The 24,089-nt window shown below is 55.2% G+C and carries 24 protein-coding genes; 7 read left to right on the top strand and 17 right to left on the bottom strand.

What is annotated here, in order from left to right:
- Window positions 1–238: 238 nt before the first annotated feature.
- The gene (locus tag DMG62_17965; GenBank protein PYY21601.1) at window positions 239–502 is read right to left on the bottom strand and encodes a hypothetical protein; all 264 of its coding nucleotides are present in this window, start codon (window positions 500–502) and stop codon (window positions 239–241) included.
- On the opposite strand from DMG62_17965, the gene DMG62_17960 reads away from it, so the two are divergent.
- Window positions 501–1,127 carry a hypothetical protein gene (locus DMG62_17960; GenBank protein PYY21600.1) on the top strand — a complete coding sequence of 209 codons (627 nt, stop codon included), beginning with the start codon at window positions 501–503 and terminating at the stop codon, window positions 1,125–1,127. The genes DMG62_17965 and DMG62_17960 overlap by 2 nt on opposite strands.
- A gap of 325 nt (window positions 1,128–1,452) precedes the next feature.
- Here the strand turns inward: DMG62_17960 and DMG62_17955 are convergent, their stop codons facing one another.
- Complete coding sequence (locus DMG62_17955; GenBank protein PYY21609.1) at window positions 1,453–3,081, bottom strand: S41 family peptidase; 1,629 nt, start codon at window positions 3,079–3,081, stop codon at window positions 1,453–1,455.
- 481 nt (window positions 3,082–3,562) lie between these two features.
- On the opposite strand from DMG62_17955, the gene DMG62_17950 reads away from it, so the two are divergent.
- The 3 genes from DMG62_17950 (at window position 3,563) to DMG62_17940 (ending at window position 5,863) form a co-directional block, all read left to right on the top strand.
- Window positions 3,563–3,970, top strand: a complete 408-nt coding sequence (locus DMG62_17950; GenBank protein ID PYY21599.1) for a hypothetical protein — start codon at window positions 3,563–3,565, stop codon at window positions 3,968–3,970.
- Window positions 3,963–4,769 (top strand): twin-arginine translocase subunit TatC, encoded by an 807-nt coding sequence (gene tatC / locus DMG62_17945; protein PYY21598.1) that lies wholly within the window; start codon window positions 3,963–3,965, stop codon window positions 4,767–4,769. Before DMG62_17950 ends, tatC begins: the two co-directional genes overlap by 8 nt.
- Window positions 4,770–4,852: 83 nt before the next feature.
- Window positions 4,853–5,863 (top strand): peptidase M28, encoded by a 1,011-nt coding sequence (locus tag DMG62_17940; protein ID PYY21597.1) that lies wholly within the window; start codon window positions 4,853–4,855, stop codon window positions 5,861–5,863.
- Between the two features lie 41 nt (window positions 5,864–5,904).
- On the opposite strand, the gene DMG62_17935 is transcribed toward DMG62_17940, so the two are convergent.
- Window positions 5,905–6,360 (bottom strand): tRNA-specific adenosine deaminase, encoded by a 456-nt coding sequence (locus tag DMG62_17935; GenBank protein PYY21596.1) that lies wholly within the window; start codon window positions 6,358–6,360, stop codon window positions 5,905–5,907.
- A gap of 32 nt (window positions 6,361–6,392) precedes the next feature.
- The gene (locus DMG62_17930) at window positions 6,393–7,202 is read right to left on the bottom strand and encodes a hypothetical protein (protein PYY21595.1); all 810 of its coding nucleotides are present in this window, start codon (window positions 7,200–7,202) and stop codon (window positions 6,393–6,395) included.
- Between the two features lie 113 nt (window positions 7,203–7,315).
- On the opposite strand from DMG62_17930, the gene DMG62_17925 reads away from it, so the two are divergent.
- Window positions 7,316–8,254 (top strand): hypothetical protein, encoded by a 939-nt coding sequence (locus tag DMG62_17925; protein ID PYY21594.1) that lies wholly within the window; start codon window positions 7,316–7,318, stop codon window positions 8,252–8,254.
- Window positions 8,255–8,282: 28 nt separating this feature from the next.
- Here DMG62_17925 and DMG62_17920 read toward each other — a convergent pair whose 3' ends face one another.
- From DMG62_17920 to DMG62_17860, 13 genes are all read right to left on the bottom strand, one after another.
- Window positions 8,283–8,939, bottom strand: coding sequence for a hypothetical protein (locus DMG62_17920; GenBank protein PYY21593.1), 657 nt, complete (start codon window positions 8,937–8,939; stop codon window positions 8,283–8,285).
- Between the two features lie 43 nt (window positions 8,940–8,982).
- Complete coding sequence (locus DMG62_17915; GenBank protein PYY21608.1) at window positions 8,983–9,354, bottom strand: acyl-CoA thioesterase; 372 nt, start codon at window positions 9,352–9,354, stop codon at window positions 8,983–8,985.
- Window positions 9,355–9,428: 74 nt separating this feature from the next.
- Window positions 9,429–10,211: an enoyl-CoA hydratase gene (locus DMG62_17910; GenBank protein ID PYY21592.1), complete on the bottom strand. Its 783-nt coding sequence runs from the start codon at window positions 10,209–10,211 to the stop codon at window positions 9,429–9,431.
- Complete coding sequence (locus DMG62_17905; protein ID PYY21591.1) at window positions 10,208–11,089, bottom strand: hydroxymethylglutaryl-CoA lyase; 882 nt, start codon at window positions 11,087–11,089, stop codon at window positions 10,208–10,210. The genes DMG62_17910 and DMG62_17905 overlap by 4 nt, the downstream gene beginning before the upstream one ends.
- Window positions 11,090–11,186: 97 nt before the next feature.
- Window positions 11,187–12,887: a methylcrotonoyl-CoA carboxylase gene (locus DMG62_17900; protein PYY21590.1), complete on the bottom strand. Its 1,701-nt coding sequence runs from the start codon at window positions 12,885–12,887 to the stop codon at window positions 11,187–11,189.
- A 204-nt stretch (window positions 12,888–13,091) separates the two neighbouring features.
- A complete protein-coding gene (locus tag DMG62_17895) occupies window positions 13,092–13,514 on the bottom strand; it encodes a methylmalonyl-CoA mutase (protein ID PYY21607.1) in 423 nt (140 codons plus the stop codon).
- A 114-nt stretch (window positions 13,515–13,628) separates the two neighbouring features.
- The gene (locus DMG62_17890) at window positions 13,629–14,345 is read right to left on the bottom strand and encodes a hypothetical protein (protein ID PYY21589.1); all 717 of its coding nucleotides are present in this window, start codon (window positions 14,343–14,345) and stop codon (window positions 13,629–13,631) included.
- A 42-nt stretch (window positions 14,346–14,387) separates the two neighbouring features.
- Complete coding sequence (locus DMG62_17885) at window positions 14,388–15,020, bottom strand: cytidylate kinase-like family protein (protein ID PYY21588.1); 633 nt, start codon at window positions 15,018–15,020, stop codon at window positions 14,388–14,390.
- A 28-nt stretch (window positions 15,021–15,048) separates the two neighbouring features.
- Window positions 15,049–16,662 carry an EmrB/QacA family drug resistance transporter gene (locus tag DMG62_17880; protein PYY21606.1) on the bottom strand — a complete coding sequence of 538 codons (1,614 nt, stop codon included), beginning with the start codon at window positions 16,660–16,662 and terminating at the stop codon, window positions 15,049–15,051.
- A 186-nt stretch (window positions 16,663–16,848) separates the two neighbouring features.
- Window positions 16,849–18,192, bottom strand: coding sequence for an HlyD family secretion protein (locus DMG62_17875; protein PYY21587.1), 1,344 nt, complete (start codon window positions 18,190–18,192; stop codon window positions 16,849–16,851).
- A complete protein-coding gene (locus tag DMG62_17870; GenBank protein PYY21586.1) occupies window positions 18,192–19,694 on the bottom strand; it encodes a TolC family protein in 1,503 nt (500 codons plus the stop codon). Before DMG62_17870 ends, DMG62_17875 begins: the two co-directional genes overlap by 1 nt.
- A gap of 271 nt (window positions 19,695–19,965) precedes the next feature.
- Window positions 19,966–21,363 carry a hypothetical protein gene (locus DMG62_17865; GenBank protein ID PYY21585.1) on the bottom strand — a complete coding sequence of 466 codons (1,398 nt, stop codon included), beginning with the start codon at window positions 21,361–21,363 and terminating at the stop codon, window positions 19,966–19,968.
- Window positions 21,237–22,310, bottom strand: a complete 1,074-nt coding sequence (locus tag DMG62_17860; GenBank protein ID PYY21605.1) for a hypothetical protein — start codon at window positions 22,308–22,310, stop codon at window positions 21,237–21,239. The genes DMG62_17865 and DMG62_17860 overlap by 127 nt, the downstream gene beginning before the upstream one ends.
- Window positions 22,311–22,485: 175 nt before the next feature.
- On the opposite strand from DMG62_17860, the gene DMG62_17855 reads away from it, so the two are divergent.
- Together DMG62_17855 and DMG62_17850 are read left to right on the top strand one after the other, a co-directional pair.
- Window positions 22,486–22,956 (top strand): transcriptional repressor, encoded by a 471-nt coding sequence (locus tag DMG62_17855; protein ID PYY21604.1) that lies wholly within the window; start codon window positions 22,486–22,488, stop codon window positions 22,954–22,956.
- Between the two features lie 131 nt (window positions 22,957–23,087).
- The gene (locus DMG62_17850; protein ID PYY21584.1) at window positions 23,088–24,077 is read left to right on the top strand and encodes a phosphoesterase; all 990 of its coding nucleotides are present in this window, start codon (window positions 23,088–23,090) and stop codon (window positions 24,075–24,077) included.
- Window positions 24,078–24,089: the final 12 nt, after the last annotated feature.

The following is a 24,089-nucleotide window of genomic DNA, read 5'->3' as shown; positions in this document are numbered from 1 at the left end:
AGCAGTAGCCTTCGACTCCGGTCTTATACCCCAAGAAGAACACCGAGTTCTTGGGAGCCGGCATTTGCAACGCTGGCGAAAATGCGTTGGACCATCCTTCGCTCAGGATAACGAGCTCGAAGCAGCAATTAGCGATTGCCAAACGCAGCGGTACTGAATCAGAGCTGGCCTGCTCTCGATTTTTGTTGGCACCTTGGCCAGACCTGCTGCGCGCTGCTGCATCGCAAATTAAGAAAACTCATTCCCAAGAGGCTCTTATGATGTCGCGAATATCATTCTGCCTATGTGCATTTTTCGTAGCCGCTACCCTGGGGGCGTGCGGAGGATCCTCGTACCAGTCGTCATCCACGCCCGCTCCGCCGGCTACTCCGCCGTCCACGTCTGCGCCGGCTCCCGCTCCCAGTCCAACGCCCTCGCCCACGCCGACGGCAAGCTCCGCTCCTGACAATTTCCAGGCATCCGTCTGGTTTGTCCCGGGGCGTACAAACGCCGTCGCCGGCATGCTGACCTTGAACGCCAGCTCAAATAACGGGAGTGGCACGGTGCAATTCAACCGGCCAACATCACTTCCGAATTCGAATTTCACCATTTACTTCTCGCATTTCAGCTCGCCTTCGACAAAGGACAAGTTTCAAGTAGGCACGTTCTCTACTGACGGTAACGGCTCCGCTAACCCTACATTCCAGTTTCCGTCGAAGGGCAACTTCGCCGGAATCTTCGGGATCTTCCTGCAAACCTCGTCAGGTGAGGACGCATACTTTGGCACCGGGCCGAATCCCGTCGATCCCGCCTACTCGGGTTTGACTTACTCAGTGCCGCTGCTGCCTGCTTCCAGCATCTCAGGCGGCGTCGCCGCGCCGACCGGAACCGCGGCAGGAGCCGGCAGAGTGTCGGTTACCGCCAAGGCAGGGCAGGTTTCGCTGGCGGGCGCGCAGGCAGCCCACAGTTTCACCGTCGCCGTTTGCGGCCAAGGTATGCAGAATTGCGTCACCCTGGGCACCCTGGCGACCGATGCTCAAGGCAATGCCTCGGGCAGCTTCAGCATGACTGGCACCGGGATCGGCGGAAACTTTGTCCTGAGCGACACGGCAGGCGCGGAATACATCTCGGGCTTCCACGTTCAGTAAATGGCGGCAATTAGCGATTACGGAAAAATCAGCAATTAGCGATTAGCAATTAGCTACGGCAACGGCAAAATCCAGCAATTAGCGATAAGCAATTAGCTAGGGCAAGAGCGAGGGGACAGGTTACGGGGGACAGGAAGAATCGAGTGATCGGGTCATCCGGTGATCGGGTGAAGTCAGAACCCCCGGCGGTAGCGGGGGGTGAGTTAAGTCGCAACAGCAAAACACAAGATCCTTCGACTCCGGCGTCCCACGCTTTTGCTGTTGCCGTAGCTAATTGCTAATTGCTTATCGCTAATTGCTGCTGTTGCCGTAGCTAATTGCTGCTTTACTGCGCGGTTGCTGCTGCGGAGGCTCCGGCATTCGCTCTTGCGCTGGTGCGTTCCGCGATGATGTGTTTTGCGTTGTCGGCCAGCTCCTTGGCTTGGGGCAACAGCTCCAGGGCCTTCACTACCTGCGGATCGCTCTCGGCCTGTACCTTCAGGCCTTCCTGCTGTCCAAATTCGGAGACGAACAGTTCTGCCTTGATGTGGGAGGCGATCCAATCCTGCACGCCGACGATATCGGCTTCGTTGTAGGTGATCTTCTCGCCGTCGAGGAACTTGCGGAAGTCCTGGAGGACGGCGTCGTTCACCTGGAAGTCTTTGCCGACATGGCGATTGAACAGGTAGTGCTTGGAGAAGTTAAAGAACGCATAGTGCTGCAGGAGCTCGTCCTGAAAGCGGTTCGGCTTGGGTTGCGGGAACTTCACGTCGGGCGTGATGCCGCCGCCGCCGTAGACGGTGCGTCCGCTGTCGGTTAGCTTGATTTCTTTGCCGACGTTGGAGTTCGTCTGTTCTTCGTGATTGTAGTAGTAGTCGTAGAGCGAGACGCCGTTGTAGTCGCGCTGGATGAGCCGTCCGCTGGGCGTGTAGTACTTGGCCGTAGTCAGAGCGAGGCCGGTGTTTTCGCCTAATGGATAGACGGTCTGCACCAGGCCTTTGCCGAAGGTGCTCTCGCCGACTACCAGGCCGCGATCATGATCCTGAATCGCGCCGCTGACGATCTCAGCCGCCGATGCCGTGCCTCGATTTACGAGCACAACCAGGGGATAGTCTTTGCCGCCATTGCCGTGGGCAGCACGGTAGATCTTTTCGGGCGAGTTGCGTCCGTGATGCGAGACGATGACTTGTCCCTTGTGCAGGAACTTGTCGGCTACGCCAACGCCTTCGCTGAGCAGTCCGCCGGGGTTCTGGCGCAAGTCGAGGATCAAGCCCTTGAGTTCACCCTGCTGCTGGAACTTCTCGAGTCCCTGCGCGACTTCGTGCTCGGTGGTCTCGGTGAATCCGTTGACGTGCATGTAGCCAATGCCGGGACGGATCTCAAATGCGAGATCAACGCTGTAGCGCGGAATCTCGTCGCGCACGACGGTGAACTCGATTGGCTTGTCGGCGCCTTCACGAATGATGGTGATGTGAACCGTAGTGCCTTTTGCGCCCTTCAGCAGATCGGCGACTTCGCTGGTCGTCATGTTGTCGGTGGGCTTGCCGTCCACGGCGGCGATCACGTCACCGGGACGAATCCCGGCCTTGTATGCCGGAGTGCCCACGAATGGGGCGATCACGATGACTTTGTTGTTGCGCGGGCCGACCGACATGCCGACGCCGTAGTACTTGCCGCGCTGATCTTCACGCAGCAGGGCGTACTGCTTGGGGTCGAAGAAGTTCGAGTGCGGGTCGAGCACACGCAGCATTCCCGGAATGGCGCCGTTATAAATCGCCTTATCGGGATTCACGGGCTCCGCGTAGTTTTTCTCTACGAGGTCGTAAACCTGGGTGAATTCCTTGATGTTGTCGCGGATTTCGCCGTCAGACGAACCCTCGACAGCCGAGCTGCGCTGCCCAAATACGGCACCCATGCAGCCGCAAAGAAGGAGAATTGAGAGAACCAGGAAGAGAGAGCGACGGGAGCTACTCACCATGTCGTTTGGACGTCCTTGGGCTCCGGGGCGTTATCAACAGCCGCTAAGCTCTCTTATGAGAACGAGGTCTGCGGGATGAAAGTCGGCCGGAAACCAGTATTTCGGTTGAGTATAGCATCGGTTTTCCGAGCTGCTAAGCCAGAAATCCGACAATTCTATGACTCCAAAGTAATTGGATGCGGGAAGTAGCTGTTGAGCTTCTAAGCTTCTGAGCCCACAGCAATACCCAAGATTGAACACGGAGGACGCGGAAGTTCGGGAGGGCTAAAGGGCAAAAGCAAGAGCGAACACGGAGGACACGGAGGTTCGGGAGGCGAAATCACACAAGGCGAGAAAAGAGCGGTTTGTGGGCCTCCCTGTTCCCACCCTCCGTTCGCTCCGTGACCTCCGTGTTCGCTCTGACTTTGACTTCCGCTGGCAGCTCAGAAGCTCAGAGCTTTAGCAGCTCAGTCGCTTTTAGCTTTATCATGGATCAGTTATGAACCTCGGCTTTCCAGAGATGATGTTCATCTTCGTGCTGGCTCTCATACTGTTTGGGCCAAAGAAGTTGCCGGAGATTGGCCGGCAAATCGGTAAGGGATTGGCAGAATTCAAGCGCGCCAGCCGCGAATTTCAGTCACAGATCGAGGACGAGGTACGGAAACTCGAGCTGGAAGCCGATGTGAAGAACACCATCGCGCCTCCGATCTCGCTGTCGAATACGGTGGCATCGCAGCCTCCCGCATTGACCGTCGGATCGTCTGCGGCGACGGCTGAAGCGCCGACGGCTGAAGCCGCGGCTGCCTCCGCTTCGACTTCAGAAATAGCCGCAGCGGCTTCCGAGCCCGACTACACCGTGTCCCACTCGTCTTCCTCTTACAAGGCAGATTCGGCGGGAAATGCCTAAAGACCTCGGAGACCTAACCGAACGAGCGCGGGAAGAAGTAGTGAGCCGGGTGGAACTGCCCGGCATGTCGTTGCTCGAGCACCTGGAAGAGCTGCGTAAGCGAATTATCTATTCGGCGCTGGCGATCTTTGCGGGCTTCTGCATTTGCTACTGGTACCACGAACAGCTGTACGAGCTGATGCAGGCTCCGATCAGCTTCGCCCTGAAGAATAATCACCTCGATACGCAGCTTGTATTCACGAATCCTACGGATCCCTTCAATATGTACCTGAAGATGGCGCTGATTGGCGGCATCTTTGTGGCTTCTCCCGCGGTGCTGTATCAGGTCTGGCTCTTCATCTCGCCGGGTTTGTACACGCACGAAAAACGCTACGTTATACCCTTCATGATTGCGACCGTCGGATTGTTCATTGCAGGCGGATTATTCGCCTACAAGATGGCGTTTCCGAGAGCGCTGAATTTCCTCATCGATTTCAGCAAACAGTTTAAGCCGATGATCACGATCGGCGAATATACGGATCTCTTCCTGACGCTGATCATTGGCATGGGAATCATTTTTGAGCTGCCGATATTAGTGTTTTTCCTTGCTCTGATGGGAGTCGTTACCGCCGGATGGCTGTGGCGGAACCTGCGATATTCAATTTTGATCATCTTTACCATTTCTGCGATCGTGACTCCGACAACGGACATCATGAATATGTGTCTGTTTGCTGCGCCGATGGTTGGACTCTATATCGTGAGTATCGGAGTGGCCTATTTGGTGCATCCTAGTCGGCGTAAAGCTCGGGCCAGGACGTAGATTTCTATTTGCACAGGCGGCCTCGCCTGTGTTCACTTTGGGCGGAGCCACAGCCGAGGGCGGCTGTGCCACAGGAATTAGCAATGAAGCTGGCAATTCTGCCGATAGTTTGTTTCGCCTTCGCGATTCTCGCGTGCAATAACGCCAGGAGTGCCTCTGCCCCGGCTTCGGGAGCGGCGCAGAGCGCACCGCCGGCTGATCCGCGCTCTACTGAAATAGGTCTCTCGCAGCAGCAGATCGATGCGGCAATGGATCAGGCGCTCAAGATCGATCCGCAGCGATGTTGGGCATATGTGAAGCAGTTCGTCGCGATCGGCTCGCGGCCATTGGGCAGCGCGGGGCACAAGAAGGCCGAAGATTTCATCCTTGCGCACTTGAAGGGTGATCAGGTGGAAGACGATGCTTTTACCCAAAGCACTCCTCAAGGCGGCTTCCCAATTCGGAACATAGTCGCGAAATATCCCGGCAAGAAGCCCGGCATAGTGGTTTTCGCCTCACATTATGAGACCAACATTTGGCTGCCGAAGACATATGTCGGAGCAAATGATGGAGGCTCTTCCACTGGCCTCCTGCTGGAGTTCGCGAGTTTAGTTCGGGAAAAGGCAAAGAATGGGCCAGTGGATGGCTACAGTGTCTGGCTCGTGTTTACGGATGGCGAAGAGGCGATGCAGCGCGATTGGTCCAACGACAGCCTTTATGGCAGCAAGCACCTCGCCGAAAAATGGCAGCGGGATGGAACCAGCAAGCAAATCAAAGCTCTGCTGCTGGCCGACATGATCGGTGACTCCGACCTGAATATCGAGCAGGATGCGAATTCATCAATCCGCCTGCAGATGATTGCCTTCGCCGCAGCCAGCCATTATGGCTATCAGTCTCACTTTTATGGGCGTCAAAGCGCGATTGATGATGACCACCTCCCCTTCGCCAAAGCAGGGATTCCCGTAATGGACTTCATCGATCTCGATTACGGCTACAACAACTCCTTCCACCACACGCCGGAAGACACTCTCGACAAACTTTCTTCCAAAAGCCTGGAGATCTCAGGGAACGCGATGCTGGGAACGCTCGCGTTGCTGAATGCCCGTGCGAAGTAAAAACTTTCGGGAGAACGCCTCTGCCACCGATTTTTCGGCGTTCACGTTAATCCGATATCCTCATTCCAAAGGTCCGGGTGCTGCGTGATAAAGCCACGCATCAGCTCCACGCATTCCTCATCATCGAGCACCTCCACCGCCACTTCGGCTTGAGCAAACAGGTGCTCAGCTCCGAGAAAATTGCGGTTCTCGCCAATGATGATTCGCGGGATACGGAATAGCAGCGACGTTCCTGTACACATCACACAGGGACTGAGCGTGCTTACGAGCGTGAGCTGGCGCCAGTCGCGGCGGCGTCCGGCGTTGCGGATGCATGCGACTTCTGCATGTGCTGTAGGATCTCCGGTTTGGACGCGCAAGTTATGGCCACGCGCAATCAGCTGCCCTTCGCTGTCGGCGAGCACGGAACCGATGGGCAGTCCGCCTTCGCTCAAGCCAAGCTTGGCTTCGTTGAGGGCCTCTCGAAGTAAGCTGTGATGAAGATCCTGGCTCTGCATCAGAGCAGCTTACGGATCGCGCAAAAAATAATCTAGGCAGCCTTCGGCTGCGTCTCTTTCCTTGGCGTTATATAGACTTCGCCACCGCGCACCTCGAGGTCGTAGACATCGATCTTGCTCTTCGCTGGGCCAGCGATGACTCTGCCAGTGTGCACATCGAACTGTGATCCATGCCATGGACATTGGACTGTGCAGCCGACCAGAGCGCCGTCTGATAAGGGTCCGCCCTTGTGAGTGCAATGATCAGCGAAGGCCACCATGCCTTCGGAGCATCGTCCCACGACAACCCGCTCGCCGCCCACACGAACCAGCATCATTTGTCCTTCGCTCAGTTCGCTTTGATTGCATGCCGGCCGCTCCCAGCTATCAAGCTGGCGTTCCTTGAATTCGCCGGCATTAGCATAGCGATGGTCAACGCCGATCTGGTTGCGATAGGCGAGCGTCCCCCCAAGCCATCCGCTGATTCCTAAAACGATAACGGCAGCGGTCATCAAGCCAAGTTCGAATCCCCCGGGCTCCGCAATGGCGTTCGTACGATGAACGGCGATGACGATGAATACGACCAGCACGAGGACATTCAAGCCGCCGTGCAATAACCCACGATTCTTTCCGCTCGACTTCGGAGGCACCACACCGATCCAGTCAATTAAACCGGGAATCGCGGCGCAGAATCCTGCAACGATTCCCGTAATCGCACAATAGTAGCTCGCAGCCCAGAGCAGCTCATTGTTGGTTGCTTTCCCGATAAGGTCAAAGATCCAGCTGCCGAGCAGCAGACCAAGGGGCAGTACGATCAGCATCGGATGAATTGGGTGTGACTTTATTTGGGCACGCGAACGCATAATGGCACCTCCGAGTACACGAGAGATACTCGTTAGAACTGTTGCAAGTTGTCGGATCGGGGATGGCCGGTCCACCGATTTCGCCTCAGCCTGTACACTGCTGAGCGAGACGCATGGCTCCTACGCTGGCTTTCTGGATCGGCTTCAATCTTTTCGTGCTGGCGATGTTGGCCTTGGATCTTGGGCTGCATCGGCGCTCATCGGTCATGAGTTTCAAACAGGCGATCTCCTGGACAGGGTTCTGGATATTCCTGGCGGCGGTTTTCGCAGGCCTTATCTTCCTTCGTTTCGGAAAAACGCCAGCGCTTCAGTTCATCACCGGATATGTAGTCGAAGAGTCTCTCAGCATCGACAATCTCTTTGTCTTTCTGATTTTGTTCCGCTACTTCCGCATTCCGGCTGAGTACCAGCACAAAGTGTTGCTGTGGGGCGTGCTTGGAGCGTTGGTCATGCGGCTGCTGTTCATTCTCTTGGGTGTATCCCTACTGCAGCGATTTGAATTTCTCATTTACGTCTTTGGAGCCATTCTGGTTTACAGCGGTATTGGACTGTTACGGAGCAATGAGCCGGATGTCGATCCGGACAAGAATCTGGTGCTGCGGATTTTCCGCAGGTTCTTCCCAATTGTGACCGAATTCGAGGGCAACAAGTTCTTCCTGAGAAGGGGAGGGCGGAGAATGGCAACGCCACTATTCCTGGCGTTGATCGTGGTCGAGACGACAGATCTCATTTTCGCCGTCGATTCGATTCCAGCGATCCTGGCCATTACTCGTGACGCATTTATCGTCTACACATCGAATGTCTTCGCGATTCTTGGCCTGCGTTCATTGTATTTCGCTCTTGAACATTTCTTTTCCCTATTCCGGCTCCTGCATTACGGACTTGCGATCGTCTTAATGCTGGTTGGACTGAAGATGTTGACCTCCCATTTCTACGAGCTCCCGCTCAGCCTCACTCTTGGAGCAGTAGTGTTGATCCTGGCTCTATCAGTAGGCGCGTCGCTGGTCTGGCCGGAAAAACCGGAAAAATCGGGTGATCGGGCCATCGGGTGATCGGGTGAAGTGCGCAATAAGATCAAGCTTAGATCTGCGGCGCAGACGCTCCGGTGGCGAGTTCGCGAAGTGAGTTGAAGATTTCGCTTCGATAGGCCGACTGAGGTGCGAAGGCGTCCAGGGAGAGGGTCGCAGAGAAATGAGGCGACTGGCGGCGGAAGGCGATCCTGAGGAACTGCCGCTCAGGCGAGCTCAGCAGATTTGTGATCACTGCAGTAATTTCTTTTTGCCAGTCATTCCGGCTAGTCAAAATGAATGGCGTCGTTTGCTCAAATTCCCAACCCGGAGCATCCGGGGGAAGATCTTTGCGCGTTCGCGCAAACAAGCGGTAGCTCTCGAGTTCGAGAGTAAATGGCGGAGCCCAGTCGAGGTCAGCCTGGAACACAGCCGTTTCCTCTTTTTTCTTCAGCTTGCCGATGAGCCAGCTTGCAGGAAGTTCTTTGGGGATCAAGTGAACATGCAAGCTGGCATTGTGGAACACGTTAGAACGCAGGCGCAGCGGAACATGGAACGTTGACGAGCCATCCCACTTGAGCCCAGCCACGTGTCCGTGGCCGCTCAAAAGACTTTCAATCCAGCCGAGAACCTCGAATGCTCGCTGCCTCGATTTGCGGGCGTAGTACAGGTACCAGAGGAAAAGCACACCGATTCCCGCGGTGAGGCAAGCGAGGGTTACGCTGAGCATGCCAATAGGATAGATGCCCTAGGCCAAAATGTAGATGTTTGATTTATGACAGCGCCCTGCGTGCCAAGGCTTCAAGTGTGCTGCGATATCGCTCCGGAAGCTGTCGTTTCTCCATCCGGGCGTTGACGACGATATGGGTGGTCTCGGCTTCAGCGAGCACCGTGCGGTCACTTTGGCGCAAAATGTCGTACCCAAAGTGCATTAGCGAGCCCCGCAGATTGCGGAGCTCTGTTCGCACAACAATCTCTTCGTCATAGTAAGCAGGCGATTTATAGCGACAGCGGGCATCGACCACGGGCAGATGACAGTCGTCTTCGAGTTCCATCTGCTTGTAGTCAAATCCCAAGTTGCGCATTAACTCCACTCGTCCGATCTCCATCCAGACGAAGAAGTTTGAATGGTATACGACGCCCATTCTGTCGGTTTCGGCGTAGCGCACGCGCAGCCGGACCTCGTGAGTGCTGCGATTCTGGTGCGACCGACTAGCCGTCAATGGCTACTCCAGTGAGGCTTGCGCTTTTCCAGGAAGGCGGTGATGCCCTCGCGGAAGTCAGGCGTCTGGCGAATGCGCGCGTTTTCTTCGATTGAAGTCTCAAGCCGGCGATCGAGTTCCTCGTTGATGGCCTGCGAGAGCAGTTCCTTCGTTGCTCTTAGCGAAGCCGGGCTGTTCTCCATAAGCGTGCGAGCCAGTTCATAGGCACGAGGTAGGAGGCGATCGGGATCGACGATTTCATTCACAAGTCCCAGGCGGAGAGCCTCGTCTGCGGCAAAAATGCGTCCGGTGAGCAGCAGGTCGCGTGCGTGCTTCTCGCCGACATGGCGGAGGAGAAAGTTGGAAACGATCGCTGGGACAAATCCGATTCGTACTTCCGTGTAGCCGAATTTTGCCTCGTGAGTAGCCAGAGTGAAATCGCAAATTGTGGCGATGCCGGTTCCGCCTGCGATGGCGGGGCCATTCACCGCCGCAATCGTCGGCTTGGGAAATTCGTAAATAGAGCGAAACAACCGCGCCATGGTGCGTGAGTCTTCGATGTTCTGCTCCTGAGTGCGGCCGATCAGTGACCTAAGATTCTCGAGGTCCATCCCTGAGCTGAACGCTTTGCCAGCTCCGGTGATAATCAGCACATGAGATGACGATTTCTCAACTGCGTTGAGCGCTTTTTGCAGGTCGGCAATGAGCTCATAGCTGATTGCATTTCGTTTGTCTGGACGGTTCAACGTGAGCAGCGCGACGCCGTCGCTCTCGTGAAGCACTAATGTGGTGAAATTCATTGAATTTGGGTCGAGAGTGAACCGGCTCCAATCAGCTGTGACATTTTCAGCACATTATCCAGCGGCTTGCGAATTGGAAGTTCCCCGCCAAGATCTCGAAGTGTTTCCAGCAAAACTTCCGTCGGCAGATTTCCCACAAGTTCGTCCTGCGCGAACGGGCATCCTCCAAGTCCGCCAAGCGCAGAATCGAAGCGGCGGCATCCGGCATTGTACGCGGCCATGATCTTTTCTTTCGCTTGCGCAGGTCGGCTGTGTAAGTGAACTCCGATTTCCAGATGTTTAAAGCGATCCATCACCGAAGCGACCAGATCTATGACTTGTTGCGGAGAGGCTAATCCCACCGTGTCGGCGAGTGAAACCTGCTCTATCTGCATCTCCGAGAGCAGATCGACGGCTTCGATAACCTCATTGACATTCCATAGATCACCATATGGATTACCAAAAGCCATGGAGACGTAAACGACAAGATTCAGCCCTGCATCGCGCCCCTTCTGCTCGATCTTCTCTAAGACTTCAATTGCTTGCTCCAGCGATTGATTCTGATTGTTTCTCAAGAACGTTGGCGAAACCGAATAGGGAAATCCGAGACTCCGTACAGCATCGGTCGCAATGGCGCGGTCTGCGCCTTTTTCGTTCACGACTATGCCGATGATCTCGAGATCGTCGGGTGGGTCGAGTTCCTTCAGCACCTCCTCGGAGTCGGCCATTTGGGGCACTGCTTTTGGTGAGACGAACGAAACCGCATCGATATGTTTGAATCCAGCCCCAATCAGCGCCCGTAGGTAATGCACTTTTATCTCGGCGGGGATCTGGTGCGCGAGGCCCTGCCAAGCATCGCGCGGACATTCGATGAGTTTTATGGGCTTCTTCTCTGTCATTCCGAGCCGCCGTATTTGCTGCGAGGAATCTCTACGCACGTCCATACCGTTAGGTTCCGGTAGGCATTCCTCACTTGGTTCAGAATGACAAGAGGGCTCACGTCTGTAGCACTCCTACGTTGAACTTTGGAACCTCCGGATTCAGTGATGCAGCTTCCAATGCAGCGATCAAGACATCGCGTGTCTCTAGTGGGTCAATGATCTTGTCGATCCATAACCGGGCGGCTCCGTACCTCGGATCCATTTGCTCGTCGTACGTCTTCTTCACTGATTCGTAGAGCTCTTTCTTCTCAGCTTCGCTCAACTTCTTGCCGCCGCGCTCTAACTGTTTGATCTTGATCTCTACTAGAGTGCCCGCTGCTGATGCGCCGCTCATGACCGCGTAACGGGCAGTTGGCCAGGCGAAGACGAAACGTGGATCGTACGCTTTGCCACACATTGCATAGTGACCCGCTCCAAACGATCCGCCGATGATCAGCGTGATCTTCGGCACCACAGAGTTCGAGACAGCACTGACCATCTTCGCGCCTGCGCGGATGATGCCGCTCCACTCGGCGTCACGTCCCACCATGAAGCCGTTTACGTCATGGAGGAAGATCAGCGGTACGAGGTTCTGATTGCAGTCCATGATGAAGCGGGCGGCTTTCTCGGCGGACTCGGTGTAAATCACGCCGCCGAACTCGACGCGTTTTTCGCCGGAATGCTTGTCAAGGTCCTGCACATGCATTTTTTGGTTGGCGACGACGCCCACCGCAAAGCCGCCGATGCGCGCGTATCCGCAGAGAACCGTCTTGCCATATTCGGTCTTGTACTCTTCGAAACGACTCTCGTCGACGATTCTTCCGATGATCTCCTTCATGTCGTACGGACGAGCCGGATCGGCATCGACTATGCCCAGAAGCTGTTCTTTGGGAATTCGAGGAGCCTGAGGCTCGACACGGCTGAAGGGAGCTCCAGGACGTTGGCCCATTTTTCCGACTAAAGTTCTGATTCGGGAAATGCAACTCTCGTCGTTCGGTTCGCGATAATCCACCGTGCCGGAAATTTGGGCGTGCATCTTTGCGCCTCCGAGCTCCTCGGGCGTGTACTTCATTCCAATCGCTGCCTGAACGAGAGCGGGGCCGGCAAGAAAAAGACCACTGCCTTCGGTCATCAGGATGTGATCACACATTACAGGCAGGTAGGCTCCACCGGCTACACACATTCCCATAATGGCAGTGATCTGGGGAATTCCCATGGCGGACATGACAGCGTTGTTGCGGAAGACGCGGCCAAAATCGTCTGTATCTGGGAAAACGTCTTCCTGCAATGGAAGAAATACACCGGCGGAGTCCACAAGATAAATGGTCGGAATGCGATTCTCGATGGCGATGTTCTGAGCACGGATTACTTTCTTCGCCGTCATTGGAAAGAACGCGCCCGCTTTCACCGTTGCGTCATTCGCGATCAGCATGAAGAGCCGGCCTTGGACTCGTGCAAGTCCCGTGATCACTCCAGCTGCCGGTGCTCCACCCCACTCCTCATACATTCCGTAGGCAGCGTAGATTGCCAACTCAAGCAACTCCGTACCGCGATCGATGAGCAGAGCAATGCGTTCACGAGCAGTGAGGCGGCTCTTGCTGTGTTGGGATTCGATTGTCTTGGCTCCCCCACCCTCTCGAATCTTCTCCTGTTCGCGCGCAATGGTTGTGATCAGATCAGCCATCGCCAGTGCGTTTTTCTGAAATCGCGGTGAATTGGGATCAATAGCAGAAATGATTACGCTGTTCGGCGTGGATGTGACCGGGCTTTGGGCCATTTGGGCTGTGCGAAGAAACTCTCTAGAGTAACAAACCGGAGAAGGATCGGGCCATCGGGACATCGAAGGATCGGGCCATCGGGTGAAGTAAGAATCGGGCGATTTGGTGATTTTGTGAGTTCGTATCGCAGGTCAAAGAACTTAAGAGAATCCTAAGTAGTCCAGCAGCTTTCGGGTTCTTACTTCACCCAATGCCCCGATTCTTTAGGCTGGGATCCCGCGCGGCTTCACGTTGGCGCGAATGAAAGTCACAATGTGGTCCATCGAGGTGCCAGGTCCGAAGATGCCGGTTACGCCCTGCTGATTGAGAAAGGGGACATCCTGTTCCGGAATCGTACCGCCGAGAACGATCAGCACATCGTCCATCTGCTTCTCTTTCATAAGAGAGACAACTCTGGGCACAATGGCGTTGTGGGCGCCTGAAAGAATTGAGAGCCCGATTACGTCAACGTCCTCCTGCAACGCCGCAGTGACAATCATCTCTGGTGTCTGCCGTAGTCCCGTATAAATCACCTCCATACCGGCATCCCGCAGCGCACGGGCAATTACCTTTGCGCCTCGGTCATGCCCGTCCAGGCCAGGTTTCGCCACTAGTACACGGATTTTCTTCTCGTTTCGAGCTTGCATAGAGAACGTGTGATTATAGCGAACCCACGCGCTACTCGCTTGAGGCTGGCCGTCTTCAATGCGGACCTTATCACCAGTCAAGTCTTCGTTACTGGCCACTGGAGGAAGGCGTATCTAGCGATGGCGACCAAAGAGGTGATTGCGAACATCCGGCCAGAATTCCTTGGCCAGATTGTAGACCGCGTCAAAGGCAATGCGGGATCCCATCGAATAAGCGAAATCTCCGGCATTGCGCTCGTCACCAGGGTAATAAGACCTGCTGATCGCGCTCGAGCTTGCGCAGGCGAGAATTTCAGGGGAATTGAAAATGCGGCGTCCCGAATCGGTTCGAGTTACCAGGACGCGAGTCACCGCGTATCCCATGCGTGAAAAGAAGGTCCCGCTTCCCATCCGGTAATAGCGCGGGTCGGTGTGGAATAGCGATGGATAAACACCTACGCCAAAAAATTGCGCTGTAGCCGTATCCGCGATGTCAGCTCCGTAGCGCTTGCCAAATCCTTCGGCGCCCTGGCCATATCCGTGGTGTATGTCCGCGGCCTGATCGATTCCCGCTTGAACTCCCGTCGCGACAAAAGTGAACGGATTGAAGAAGTTCTTGGCAACCTGCCCAAACTTTTCTCCGGTTGTTAAGGGATGAGTCTTAGTGTCGCGTCCCTCGACGATTAACGAGTTGGGAAGATCGAGACTCAAGCCGCTGTGGCGGCCAGGCTTTGAGGAAGTACTTTGTGCAGGTTTGGTGCTCGGCGTCTGACTCGACGAATCCTGCGCAGTCAACGACGCCGCGCAGAAAAAAGACAGAACTATTGCGTTAAGCACCCGAGCGTTGAGCATTCGGGGAGTGTAAGAGGAAAGCCTGGGCTGCGCAACTGCAAACTATCCCGCCAGAGCAGGGTCAGGCTCCAAGAGTTTTGCAGCCTGAAGGATCGTCTCGGCCACAGCATCTTCGCCCACCGCCGTATTCACCATTAGGTTGTACATGTGCCGCTCCGGCCATTCAATGTGGAAGTGCTGGCGAATGAAGGCCGCGCGTTCACGGTCTGCGGTGTCGATTACCTGTTGGGCATGTTCGTCGCAGGTACAGTATTTGCGTACTCGCTCGATCTTGTATTGGCGCGGCGCATAGAGAAATACGTGGAAGGTATCCTCACGGCCGGCAAGGATATACGGCGCGCCACGGCCGACGATCACACGATATCCTTCGTCTGCGGCCTTCAGAAAGACAGAGCGCGTGAGCTCGGTCATCTTTTTACAGTCGAAATGATCGGGGTTCACCATGCCGCGTTCGGCGCCGCCTCCCCAGAAGAGTCGGCTGATACGCGTGAGGAGGGGATCAGGATGTTCGTCGAGCTTTTTGACTGCGTCGACGTCCACATTGGCCATCTTGGCAATATCGAAGATCAGGCACTTGTCGATGAGTTTCCAATTAAGTTCCCGGGCGAGACGAGCGGCGATCTCTACGCCGCCACACCCGACTTCTCGGTCGATGGTGATATTGCGGATGTTCATCCTGCACCTCGCGTGCAGTCCGGCTCTCCTAGTGCATTCCGCCAGGACCGGCGCCGGGCTTGTTCTTCTGCATGAAGAAGGCAAGCGGCACCATCATGGCACAAGCCAGCGCAAACGCAAAGATCACATCGTTGTAGGCCAGAGCAGCGGCTTGCCGCTGCACCTGTCGATACACCATGCTGTACGCGCGCTGTGATGCGTCGGCCACGCTGTAGCCCGCGTTTAGCAGAGTGTTTGTCATCGCCGAAAGCTGGCTCTGAAACGCCGGACTACTACTAGTGAGATGCGAGGCGAGGTCGCTCTGGTGCTTCTGGGAGCGCCTGTCCAGCATGGTCTCGATGATCGAGATACCGATACTTCCGCCTACGTTTCGGGCCAGATTCACCATGCCCGAAACCTGATTATTCTTACCCCGAGGCACACCTACGTACGACATGGTATTGATGGGTACGAATAGGAAGGCAATGCCGGCCGCCTGAAAGATGCGAAGCTTCACTGCCTCTCCGAAGCTCAAACCAAGGTTCAGCTCCATCATGTGGAACAGGGCGGCAGAGCAGGCAAGAAACCCGATGGCGATCAGCCAGCGCGCATCGTAGTGGGAGACTAGGAATCCGACTAGTGGCATCAGGGCCATCACTGTAAGACCGCCGGGAGAGAGCGCCATTCCGGCGCGCTGGGCGGTGTACCCCAGCAGGGTTTGCAGATACTGTGGGATGAGCACGGTGGTACCGAACAGCGCAAAGCCGAGCATGGTCATCATGACAAAGGCGAGCGCGAAATTGCGGTTCTTGAACATGCGTACGTCGACGACGGGATCTTTCTGGAAGTACTCCCAAATGACGGCAGCGACAATGCTGACGACAGCGATGATCGAGAAAGACAGGATGAAGTCTGACTGCAGCCAATCGTCACGCTGCCCTTTATCAAGTACCACTTGCAGGCACCCGAGGCCGACACCTACCAGCGCGAGACCGATGTAATCGATCTTGATCCCCGCATTGCGCTTGTGGGCAAGCTCGGGCGGATCTTCGACGAGGCGATTTGTCAGAAATAGTGACAAGACGGCCACGGGCACGTTGATGAAGAAAATCCACCGCCAGTCATAGTTGTCCGTGATCCAGCCGCCCAGAGTGGGGCCGATAGCCGGAGCGAGAACGACTGCCATGCCGTAGACGGCAAAAGCTACGCCCCGCTTCTTCGGCTCAAAGGTGTCCGCCAGGATCGCTTGCTCGCTTGGCGCAAGTCCGCCACCGCCGACACCCTGTAGTACGCGAAAGAAAATGAGCAACGAAAGGCTCGGGGCGAGGCCGCAGAGCAGGGAACTGAGACCGAACAAGGCGACGCATGTCATGTAGAAGCGCTTGCGCCCCATGATGTCGGACGCCCATCCGCTGATCGGCAGCACCACTGCATTGGAAACGAGGTAAGAAGTGAGTACCCAAGTGCTCTCATCGGTGCTGGCGGATAGACTGCCCGCGATATGCGGCAGCGCTACGTTGGCGATGCTCGTGTCGAGCACCTCCATGAATGTCGCCATCGTGACGGTGAGAGCGATCGCCCAAGGATTGTGTCTGGGTCGCCACTCGGCGTGCGGCGGTGCAGCGAATTGCCGAACCTCGATGTCTTCTGTAGTCGTTCCCATTTTGGTCTCTATGATTCCGCAATTGGCATAGACCGCTTCACGAGGGACACGAACCATCCGTGCCAAAGCGAGAGCCACATCTTCTTTTTTTGCGGCTTCCGCAGCGGCTGAAGCCGGCGAGTTCAAGGAAGAAAGAAGTGTTCTTCTCAACGGCTTGGCTGGAAGCCGTGCCCGCCAAAGTCGTCCTTAGCGCACCTTCACACTAGGTTCAACGGACATTCCGGGCCGCAGCGAGTGATCTTTGTTCTGATCGGCATCTAGCACGATGCGCACCGGTATTCGCTGTACCACCTTCACGTAGTTCCCGGTGGCGTTCTCCGGAGGAAACAAGCTGAAACGTGAGCCACTCGCGCCCCCAATAGCCAGGACTTTGCCTTTGTACTCGCGACCGCTCGCATCGACCTTAATCTTAACTGGCTGTCCCGGTTGCATGTGGTGAAGTTGCGTTTCTTTGAAATTCGCTGTCACCCAGACGTTGTCGATATCGACGAGTGACATCAGTGCCTGTCCGGGCTGAACGTACTGTCCGACCTCTGCGGTGCGATGACCGACCACTCCATGACTTGGCGCAGTGATCTTCGTGTACTGGAGATTCAATTGGGCCTGCTCGAGCTCCGCCCGATTTTTCGCTGCGGTCGATTGAGCAGAAGTGGCGCGAGCCTGGGTAACGCTCACCTGTCTCGGACCAGTACCAGCATTGCGCAAGTTGGCTTGCGCCTGTACGACTCGAGCTTCAGCTTGCGTGACCCCCTCTTGCGCCGCGATGACGGCATCTTGCGAGCCCTGTACATCGGCGGCTGTGCTTTGCGCTGTGGCCACAGCGGCATCGTACTGTTGTTTGGAAATTACGTCGCGTTCGACCAGTCCTTTATATCGCTGCACGTCATTCTGCGCTTTCACGTTATTGCCAATAGCGGCCTGCACCTTGGCCCGCGCAGCATCGAGGTTCTTGTGAGCGGCGGCAACAGCAGATTGGGTGTTCTTAACATCTGCCTCTGCCGACTCGATTTGGCTCTTGGTCGCGACGGAAGTTATCGGAACGTTGTAGTTTGCTGCTGCAGCCTGCGCTTGCGAGTCGGCAAGCTCAGCGTTTGCGCGATCGAGCGCGACCTGATAGTCGCGGGGATCGATTTCAACCAAAACCTGTCCGGCTTGGACTTCCTGGTTGTCCTCAACATTTACTGCCGTGATGTAGCCAGCCACTCGAGATCCAATCTGGCTGATGTGGCCGTCGATCTGTGCGTCATCAGTGTCTTCGTACTGGCGCGAGTGCAGCCACCACAGAAGAGCGCCAAGTGCGGCTATCACGACAACAAGAGGAGCGATCCTCTTCAGGCGGTTCTTGCGTTGCGCAGTTCTCGCCGCAGCCTCTTCCTCTTCGCGGGACTTCTCCAAATCCTCAGGAGGAGGAGCCTGGGGGGAACTTGTGCGCGCCGGAGCTTCGACGGGTTGCAACCGGCGTGCGCCACTATCTGTTGAGCGATTCTGTTCCTCAATCGTCTCCAGCGATTTGTCTTGAGTTGCAGCCATTACTTTCCTCCGAGATAGGTCGCGGCGTTCTGACGGGCTTCGCCGACTACCCTAGCCAATGTAAGCTTTGCCAGATTATGAACGTAGAGGCTGGAAACATACTGATTTTGGGCATTCACCAGTGAGCCTTGCGCCTGCACAACTTCGAGGTTGTCAGTCACCCCGGCGGCGAACCTTTCGCGTGCTTCTGAAAGCTCTTCCTCGGCCAGCTTCACTGTAGAGTCTGCAAGCTGCACCTGCTGGGACGCGGCGTTGATGTCCAGAAATGCGGTTCGGATTTCTGCGTTGATACGGCCTTCGAGATCAGCGAGCTGGTCTTTGCTCTGTTTCAGATTGGCTTGCGCCTGATAAATGTCCCCGCGAATGCGGCCTTCTTCGAAGACCGGAACTTGAATAGCTCCGGCAGCAACAAATGTTCCGTGAGATGTTCCGGGACTAATCCCTATGTCACCGTAATTCCCATTGAACGAGAGACTCGGCAGGCGCTCGTAGCGCGCTGCCTTCTCTGACAATTCCGCGGCGCGTACCTGAGCCTGTGCCTGGCGGTAATCAAAGCGACCTTGCAGTGCACGATGGAGAGCTTCTTCTTGAGTTACCGGCGGGGCCTGAATGAATTGCAATGTGTCTGAGAGTTCGTAATTCTGTTCGAGAGGCAGTCCGATGGTTCGGGCAAAGGCGATTCTGGATTTGTCGAAATTGTTCGTAGCGACGATTAGATCTTGCTGTCGCGCCTGCAGTTCTACCGAGGCCCGGAGCTCATCGATTTTGGCGGAAACCCCTGCCTGATGCATTTGCCTGGCCTGATCCAACGTGGCCTGCGCGGTTTTTACCTGTGCCTGAGCATTCAGCACATTGGCGCCGGATGTAAGCACCTGAAGGTATGCGTTACTTACCGAATAGACGACCAGTTCCAAAGCGTTGCGATATGAGAACTGAGCTGCCTTCAGATTCTCGACTGATGATCGGATACTTTCATATTGCGTAAGACCGGCATTCGCATTCAGGTATCCACGTACTTCGAAATTTGAAAAGGGGCCAATCACCGCCGGAACGCCTGGAAATCGGATTCCAGATGCAGCAAGGTTTACCTGTTGAACGCTTTCGCCAAACTTTGCCGTGACATCCGGCAGCATGCTTTGCAGGGAACGCCAACGCTGACCACGCGCTGAAGTGATTCCTTGCTCGCTGAGCAACGCCCCGAGGTTCGCTTTGAGACCGCGATTGATGGCGTCCTTGAGAGATATCGAAATGATCTCGTCAGTCGCCTTTTCGGTAATTACGCTGCCGCCGAACGGATCCGATGATGTGCCAGAAGGGGTCGCTGGCGACGAGATAGGAGTGGACGAAAGAGTGCTCTGCACAGTGCCGGCCTGTGTAACCGGTGCTGGAGGCTGTTGACCAAGCTGCGCGCCAGCGGCTGCAGCGCTGCCAATGATAACGAAGAACAATGCGATGTGACGGGCGGCTCTAACAACTTGCCGAATAGAACCCGACCCTTTCATTCTTCCTCCAAGACGAACCTCGTACTTTGCCGCTGAAAAAAGGTTTGAAGCTCGGCTATGTCGGCGCAAACTCACATAGATGCGTAAAGCGCAGATGATTCTTGAAGCCAAGCAGCGCCATTCGAATGTGGGGACTCAGATCCACCAAGTCGAAAGCTTGGATTCACTTGAATTCCCCAAGGATTCATGAAAGTAAGTAAAAACTTACTTTGAATTACTCGGCAACACCTCTGAGCTCAGCAAAAGCTCACCCATGTTATTCATTCGTAAGTTATTGAGGCTGCAACGTGAGCCAGTGCTCCACCTGGGCGTTTACTGCGGCTTCGCTGAATGGTACTGGGAATGTGGAACCCTCGTACCATGCTGGGAATTGGTCTTTGTAGTGAATGCTGAAAAGATGGCCTGACTGACCGATGACGATGTTCAGGGTTGATCGATCCAGATTTGAAAAATCGACTGTCAGCCGCTCGGATGGGCCGAAAGTGGTCCCGACCTGTTTCACAGTGCTTCCGCTACCGGATTGGAGGTGCAATCCGGTTCCGGTGAAATGGCTCAGGAGGGGAATCGATCCGAACAGAGGATGTTGCACTTCGATTGGAAACTGGCTTCCCCAAATCCATTTCTTCAGGTCTCTTGGGGCACGGTCTGAGTCGACGGTTTTCTGCACCGCCGCTATTAACACGTCATCATATGAGCCGTAGGCCTGAGGCAGCCAACGTGGAGATTTGTGAGTAATGATGCCCTCGAGCGCTGGACCAGAGAGTCCCCAGTCGTAGTTGACGAAGTCGTCTCCCATTTTGGGACTGAGGATCAGCTTCATCAAATTCCGGCGGCTCCAATACGCGAGAGTCGCAGCTGAGCTGTTCTTCTCCATGCGTCCGTCCCAGCCACGCATGATCTCTGCTGCTTGCCGCAACCGGAGCGACGGACTCTTGGAATGATCCACCGCATAGACGAAGCGGTCTGAGAAGAAGCGCTCGAGCTCTGACGTTATGTCCGTCTGAATGGCAAGCATGTCCGCCGGCTGAAACTTATGTCCTTGCTCGAGAAGATGAAAGATTCGAGAGGTGCGATAAGGCGCCCACCAGACGTTGGCCAGCAAATGAGGATATCCGTGAGGAGTGATGCGTCCATTGGCCGTCGCCAAAAGCCCAGACGGCGGATCGTAAATGCTTGGAAGCTGATCGAATGGAACATAGCCGGTCCAGTCGTGAGCGCCATCGGCCCCCGACTGTGGCGATAGACCATCGCCCGAGGCTCGCACCGGAATCTTGCCGGTCGCCTGATATCCAATATGACCATCTACGTCGGCATAAACGACATTTTGAGACGGTCCTCCGAACCTGGAGAAGGCAGTGCGGAATTCATGCCAATTGCGCGCAGAGTTGATTTCTAGGAAGGGGATTCCCAAGGTCTCCGTGTCGTAAATCGTCCACTGCAGCGCGAGTTGCCGGGTTTCACCTTCGAGAATCGGCGTGATGATTGGGCCGTGGCGGGTGACCCTGACGTCGAAAGCCTCATCCCGTTTGCCTTTGACGTGGATTACCTCATGGGTCTTCTCTGGTGCTTGCCAGCCTTTCGGCGTTGCAACCTCTCCCGCAGAATTGAATTGCTCCACGAACAGATCCTGCACATCGGGTCCAAGGTTTGTGAATCCCCAGGCGACCAAATGTCAGGAATGGAGTGCTCGATGTGCATGTCATTGGAGAGCAGCGGTTTGCCGCTTGCGGTGTGCACCCCCGACACGACCCAGTTGTTCGAACCCGGTACGCACATTTCGCAGGTGCGATCAAAGGCAGAAGTAAATGAGGAGGTCTTCGCCGGACTGGGCTGCTCGTCTTTTTCATCCTGTTCCGAATCGGGATTGTTTTCGCCAGGCGGCCGCTCATCTTCGATCGAAGGGTTCGCTTGCTGTGCAGGAGGCAGATCGCGCCAGGAAGTAGTTGGATATAAATCGGCGATCTCCTGCGCATTAAGATGACGCGCAACTCTTTCGCGCTTGAGCTCCAGATCGTACTGTGTGTTCAGCATCTGATCCATGTTGGCGCCAATCAGGAGCGAATCCTCGATGCGCCATAGGGAGGGCGAGTACCCTAAAATTTTGAACTCCAAAGGCAAGTGTTTGCGACTCTGCTGGATGAATGCGTTCACGCCGCGCGAGTACATTTCGAGCAGGTGACGCTGTCGCGGATCGAGCTTGTCGACCGCTTCTTCACAGGCAGCGCGGATTTGTAAATATCGCTGAAGCCGATCGTGCTTTACCAAATTGGGACCAAGAATCTCTGCCAGGGTTCCCGCTGCATAGCGGCGAGAAATATCCATCTGCCACAGACGATCCTGAGCAGTAACGAAGCCTTGGGCAAAAAAGAGATCCTCATACGAGCTGGCGCGGATGTGCGGGACGCCTAATTTATCTCTCAATACGGAAACCTGACCAGAGAGTTCATCCATCCTGATGCTTCCGTCTACTTGCGGAAGCTCGCTATGTCCAAGCGAATAAATCCAAAGTGCTACTCCGAGGCAGGCCAGCACAAGAAGAATTCCAAAGGTTGAAAGTGAACGCAGGAGCATTCTCCGTGTCTGCTTCTTCGGCGGCGCCAGTATGGTAGTTGCCATGTACGTCGATTCTAGATGAACTTTTTCGTGGTGGCAGACCCAGAAGTGGTAATGACAAGGGCAATGATGACTCCGTGTACTCCGTCTCTCGGCGGTGAAATAAGCCCTTGATGTTATGCTGAAATAAGCCCTGGCCTGGCTGAATCGAATGCTTCAGAAGCGTATTGATGATCACATGTCGATCTCGCGGGAATCGCTCCGCGAAGCGCAAGAGCGCTTTCATCAGCATCTGAAACGAGTCGGTCTGAAGCAGACTGAGCAGCGCGATACTATTCTGCTTACCTTTCTCGAAACTCACGAGCATCTCTCTACGGAGCAGCTTCACCAACTGGTTCGTAAACGTGACTCTCGCATCGGATTTACAACGGTTTATCGCACGTTAAAGCTCCTGGCTGAATGTGGTCTGGCGAGCGAAGTGGCTTTTCACGACGGCATTGCTCGTTACGAGCACCAGCACAATCGACGCAGCCATCATCACATGGTCTGTACGGATTGCGGAGGCTCCGTCGAGTTCTTCTCTCCCGAAGTGGATCGCTTAGAACAAGAGATCGGCCGCAAGCATCATTATGAGACCACGCGCCATACCTTCCAGATTTATGGCGTCTGCGAGGACTGCCGCAAGAAGATCGGTCGCCGCATCGTATAACCAAACGAACTCTGCTTGAATCCCTGCTGATTGCATGGCAAGATGATTAGCTTTCTCCTCTCGAGCCCGGACTCTGCGGTTCACGGTGGAAAGCATGAGCCGAAGGCCGGCAACTAACTACGGGAGCCATTTTGAAGGTCCGGGTTTTCTTTCACGACAAGTGTTTCGACGGTACCGCGTCTGCCGCATTGTTTTCCCGTTTTTATTCGGAGCGGATTCGCGATAACGCGACCTTTGAATACGTAGGTCTTCTGCATCGTGCCGGATCGCTATTCGATGAGGCAGCGTTTACCGGCGATGAAAATGCGATTGTCGACTTTAAGTACTCCGCCTCTCCGAAGATCACATGGTGGTTCGACCATCACCAGAGCGCATTTCTCACGCCGGAGGACCACGAGCACTTTCTGCACAATCAGAGCAACAAGAAGTTCTATGATCCGGACTTCAAGTCCTGCACGAAATTTCTAGCCACGATTGCCGAGAATCGTTTTGGCTTCAATCCTGCTCCGGTGGCGGAGTTAATCGAGTGGGCCGACATCGTCGATGGCGCGCAATACAAAGACGCGAAGACGGCAGTAGAGATGAAGCATCCGGCCATGAAGCTGACGATGGTCATCGAATCCACTCAGGACAAAAACTTCACGCCGGGATTGATCCCTCTTTTGGCCTACAAGTCGTTAGCTGACATTATTGAAGATCCCCTGGTAGCACCTCTCGTTCCTCCGCTGCTCGAGCGGCATAAGCGCTCGATCGAGATCATGAAGCAGCGCTCCGAATGTAGACACGGAACGATTTTTTTCGATGTAATGGATTGCGACCTCGAGGGTTATAACAAGTTCGTGCCTTATTATCTGCATCCAGATTCGACCTACAGTGTCGGACTTAGCAAGAGTTCTTTCCGTACAAAGGTGTCGGTTGGTTCCAATCCTTGGACGATGATGCGTCCGCAAGACATGTTGAACCTCGCGGTAATCTGCGAACGTTATGGCGGCGGCGGTCACGCACGCGTTGGGGCGATTTCTTTCGAACCGAATCAGGAAGATCGAGCCCGACAAGCCGCGCGGGAGATCGTCGAAGAGTTACGCGCCAGCGTCGCCAAAGTCGAACAACTAAGCCGCTAGAGCTTCCCAGCT

The organism is Acidobacteriota bacterium (assembly GCA_003225175.1).
GTDB lineage: Bacteria > Acidobacteriota > Terriglobia > Terriglobales > Acidobacteriaceae > Gp1-AA112.
This window is presented reverse-complemented; position numbering and strand designations above follow the sequence as displayed.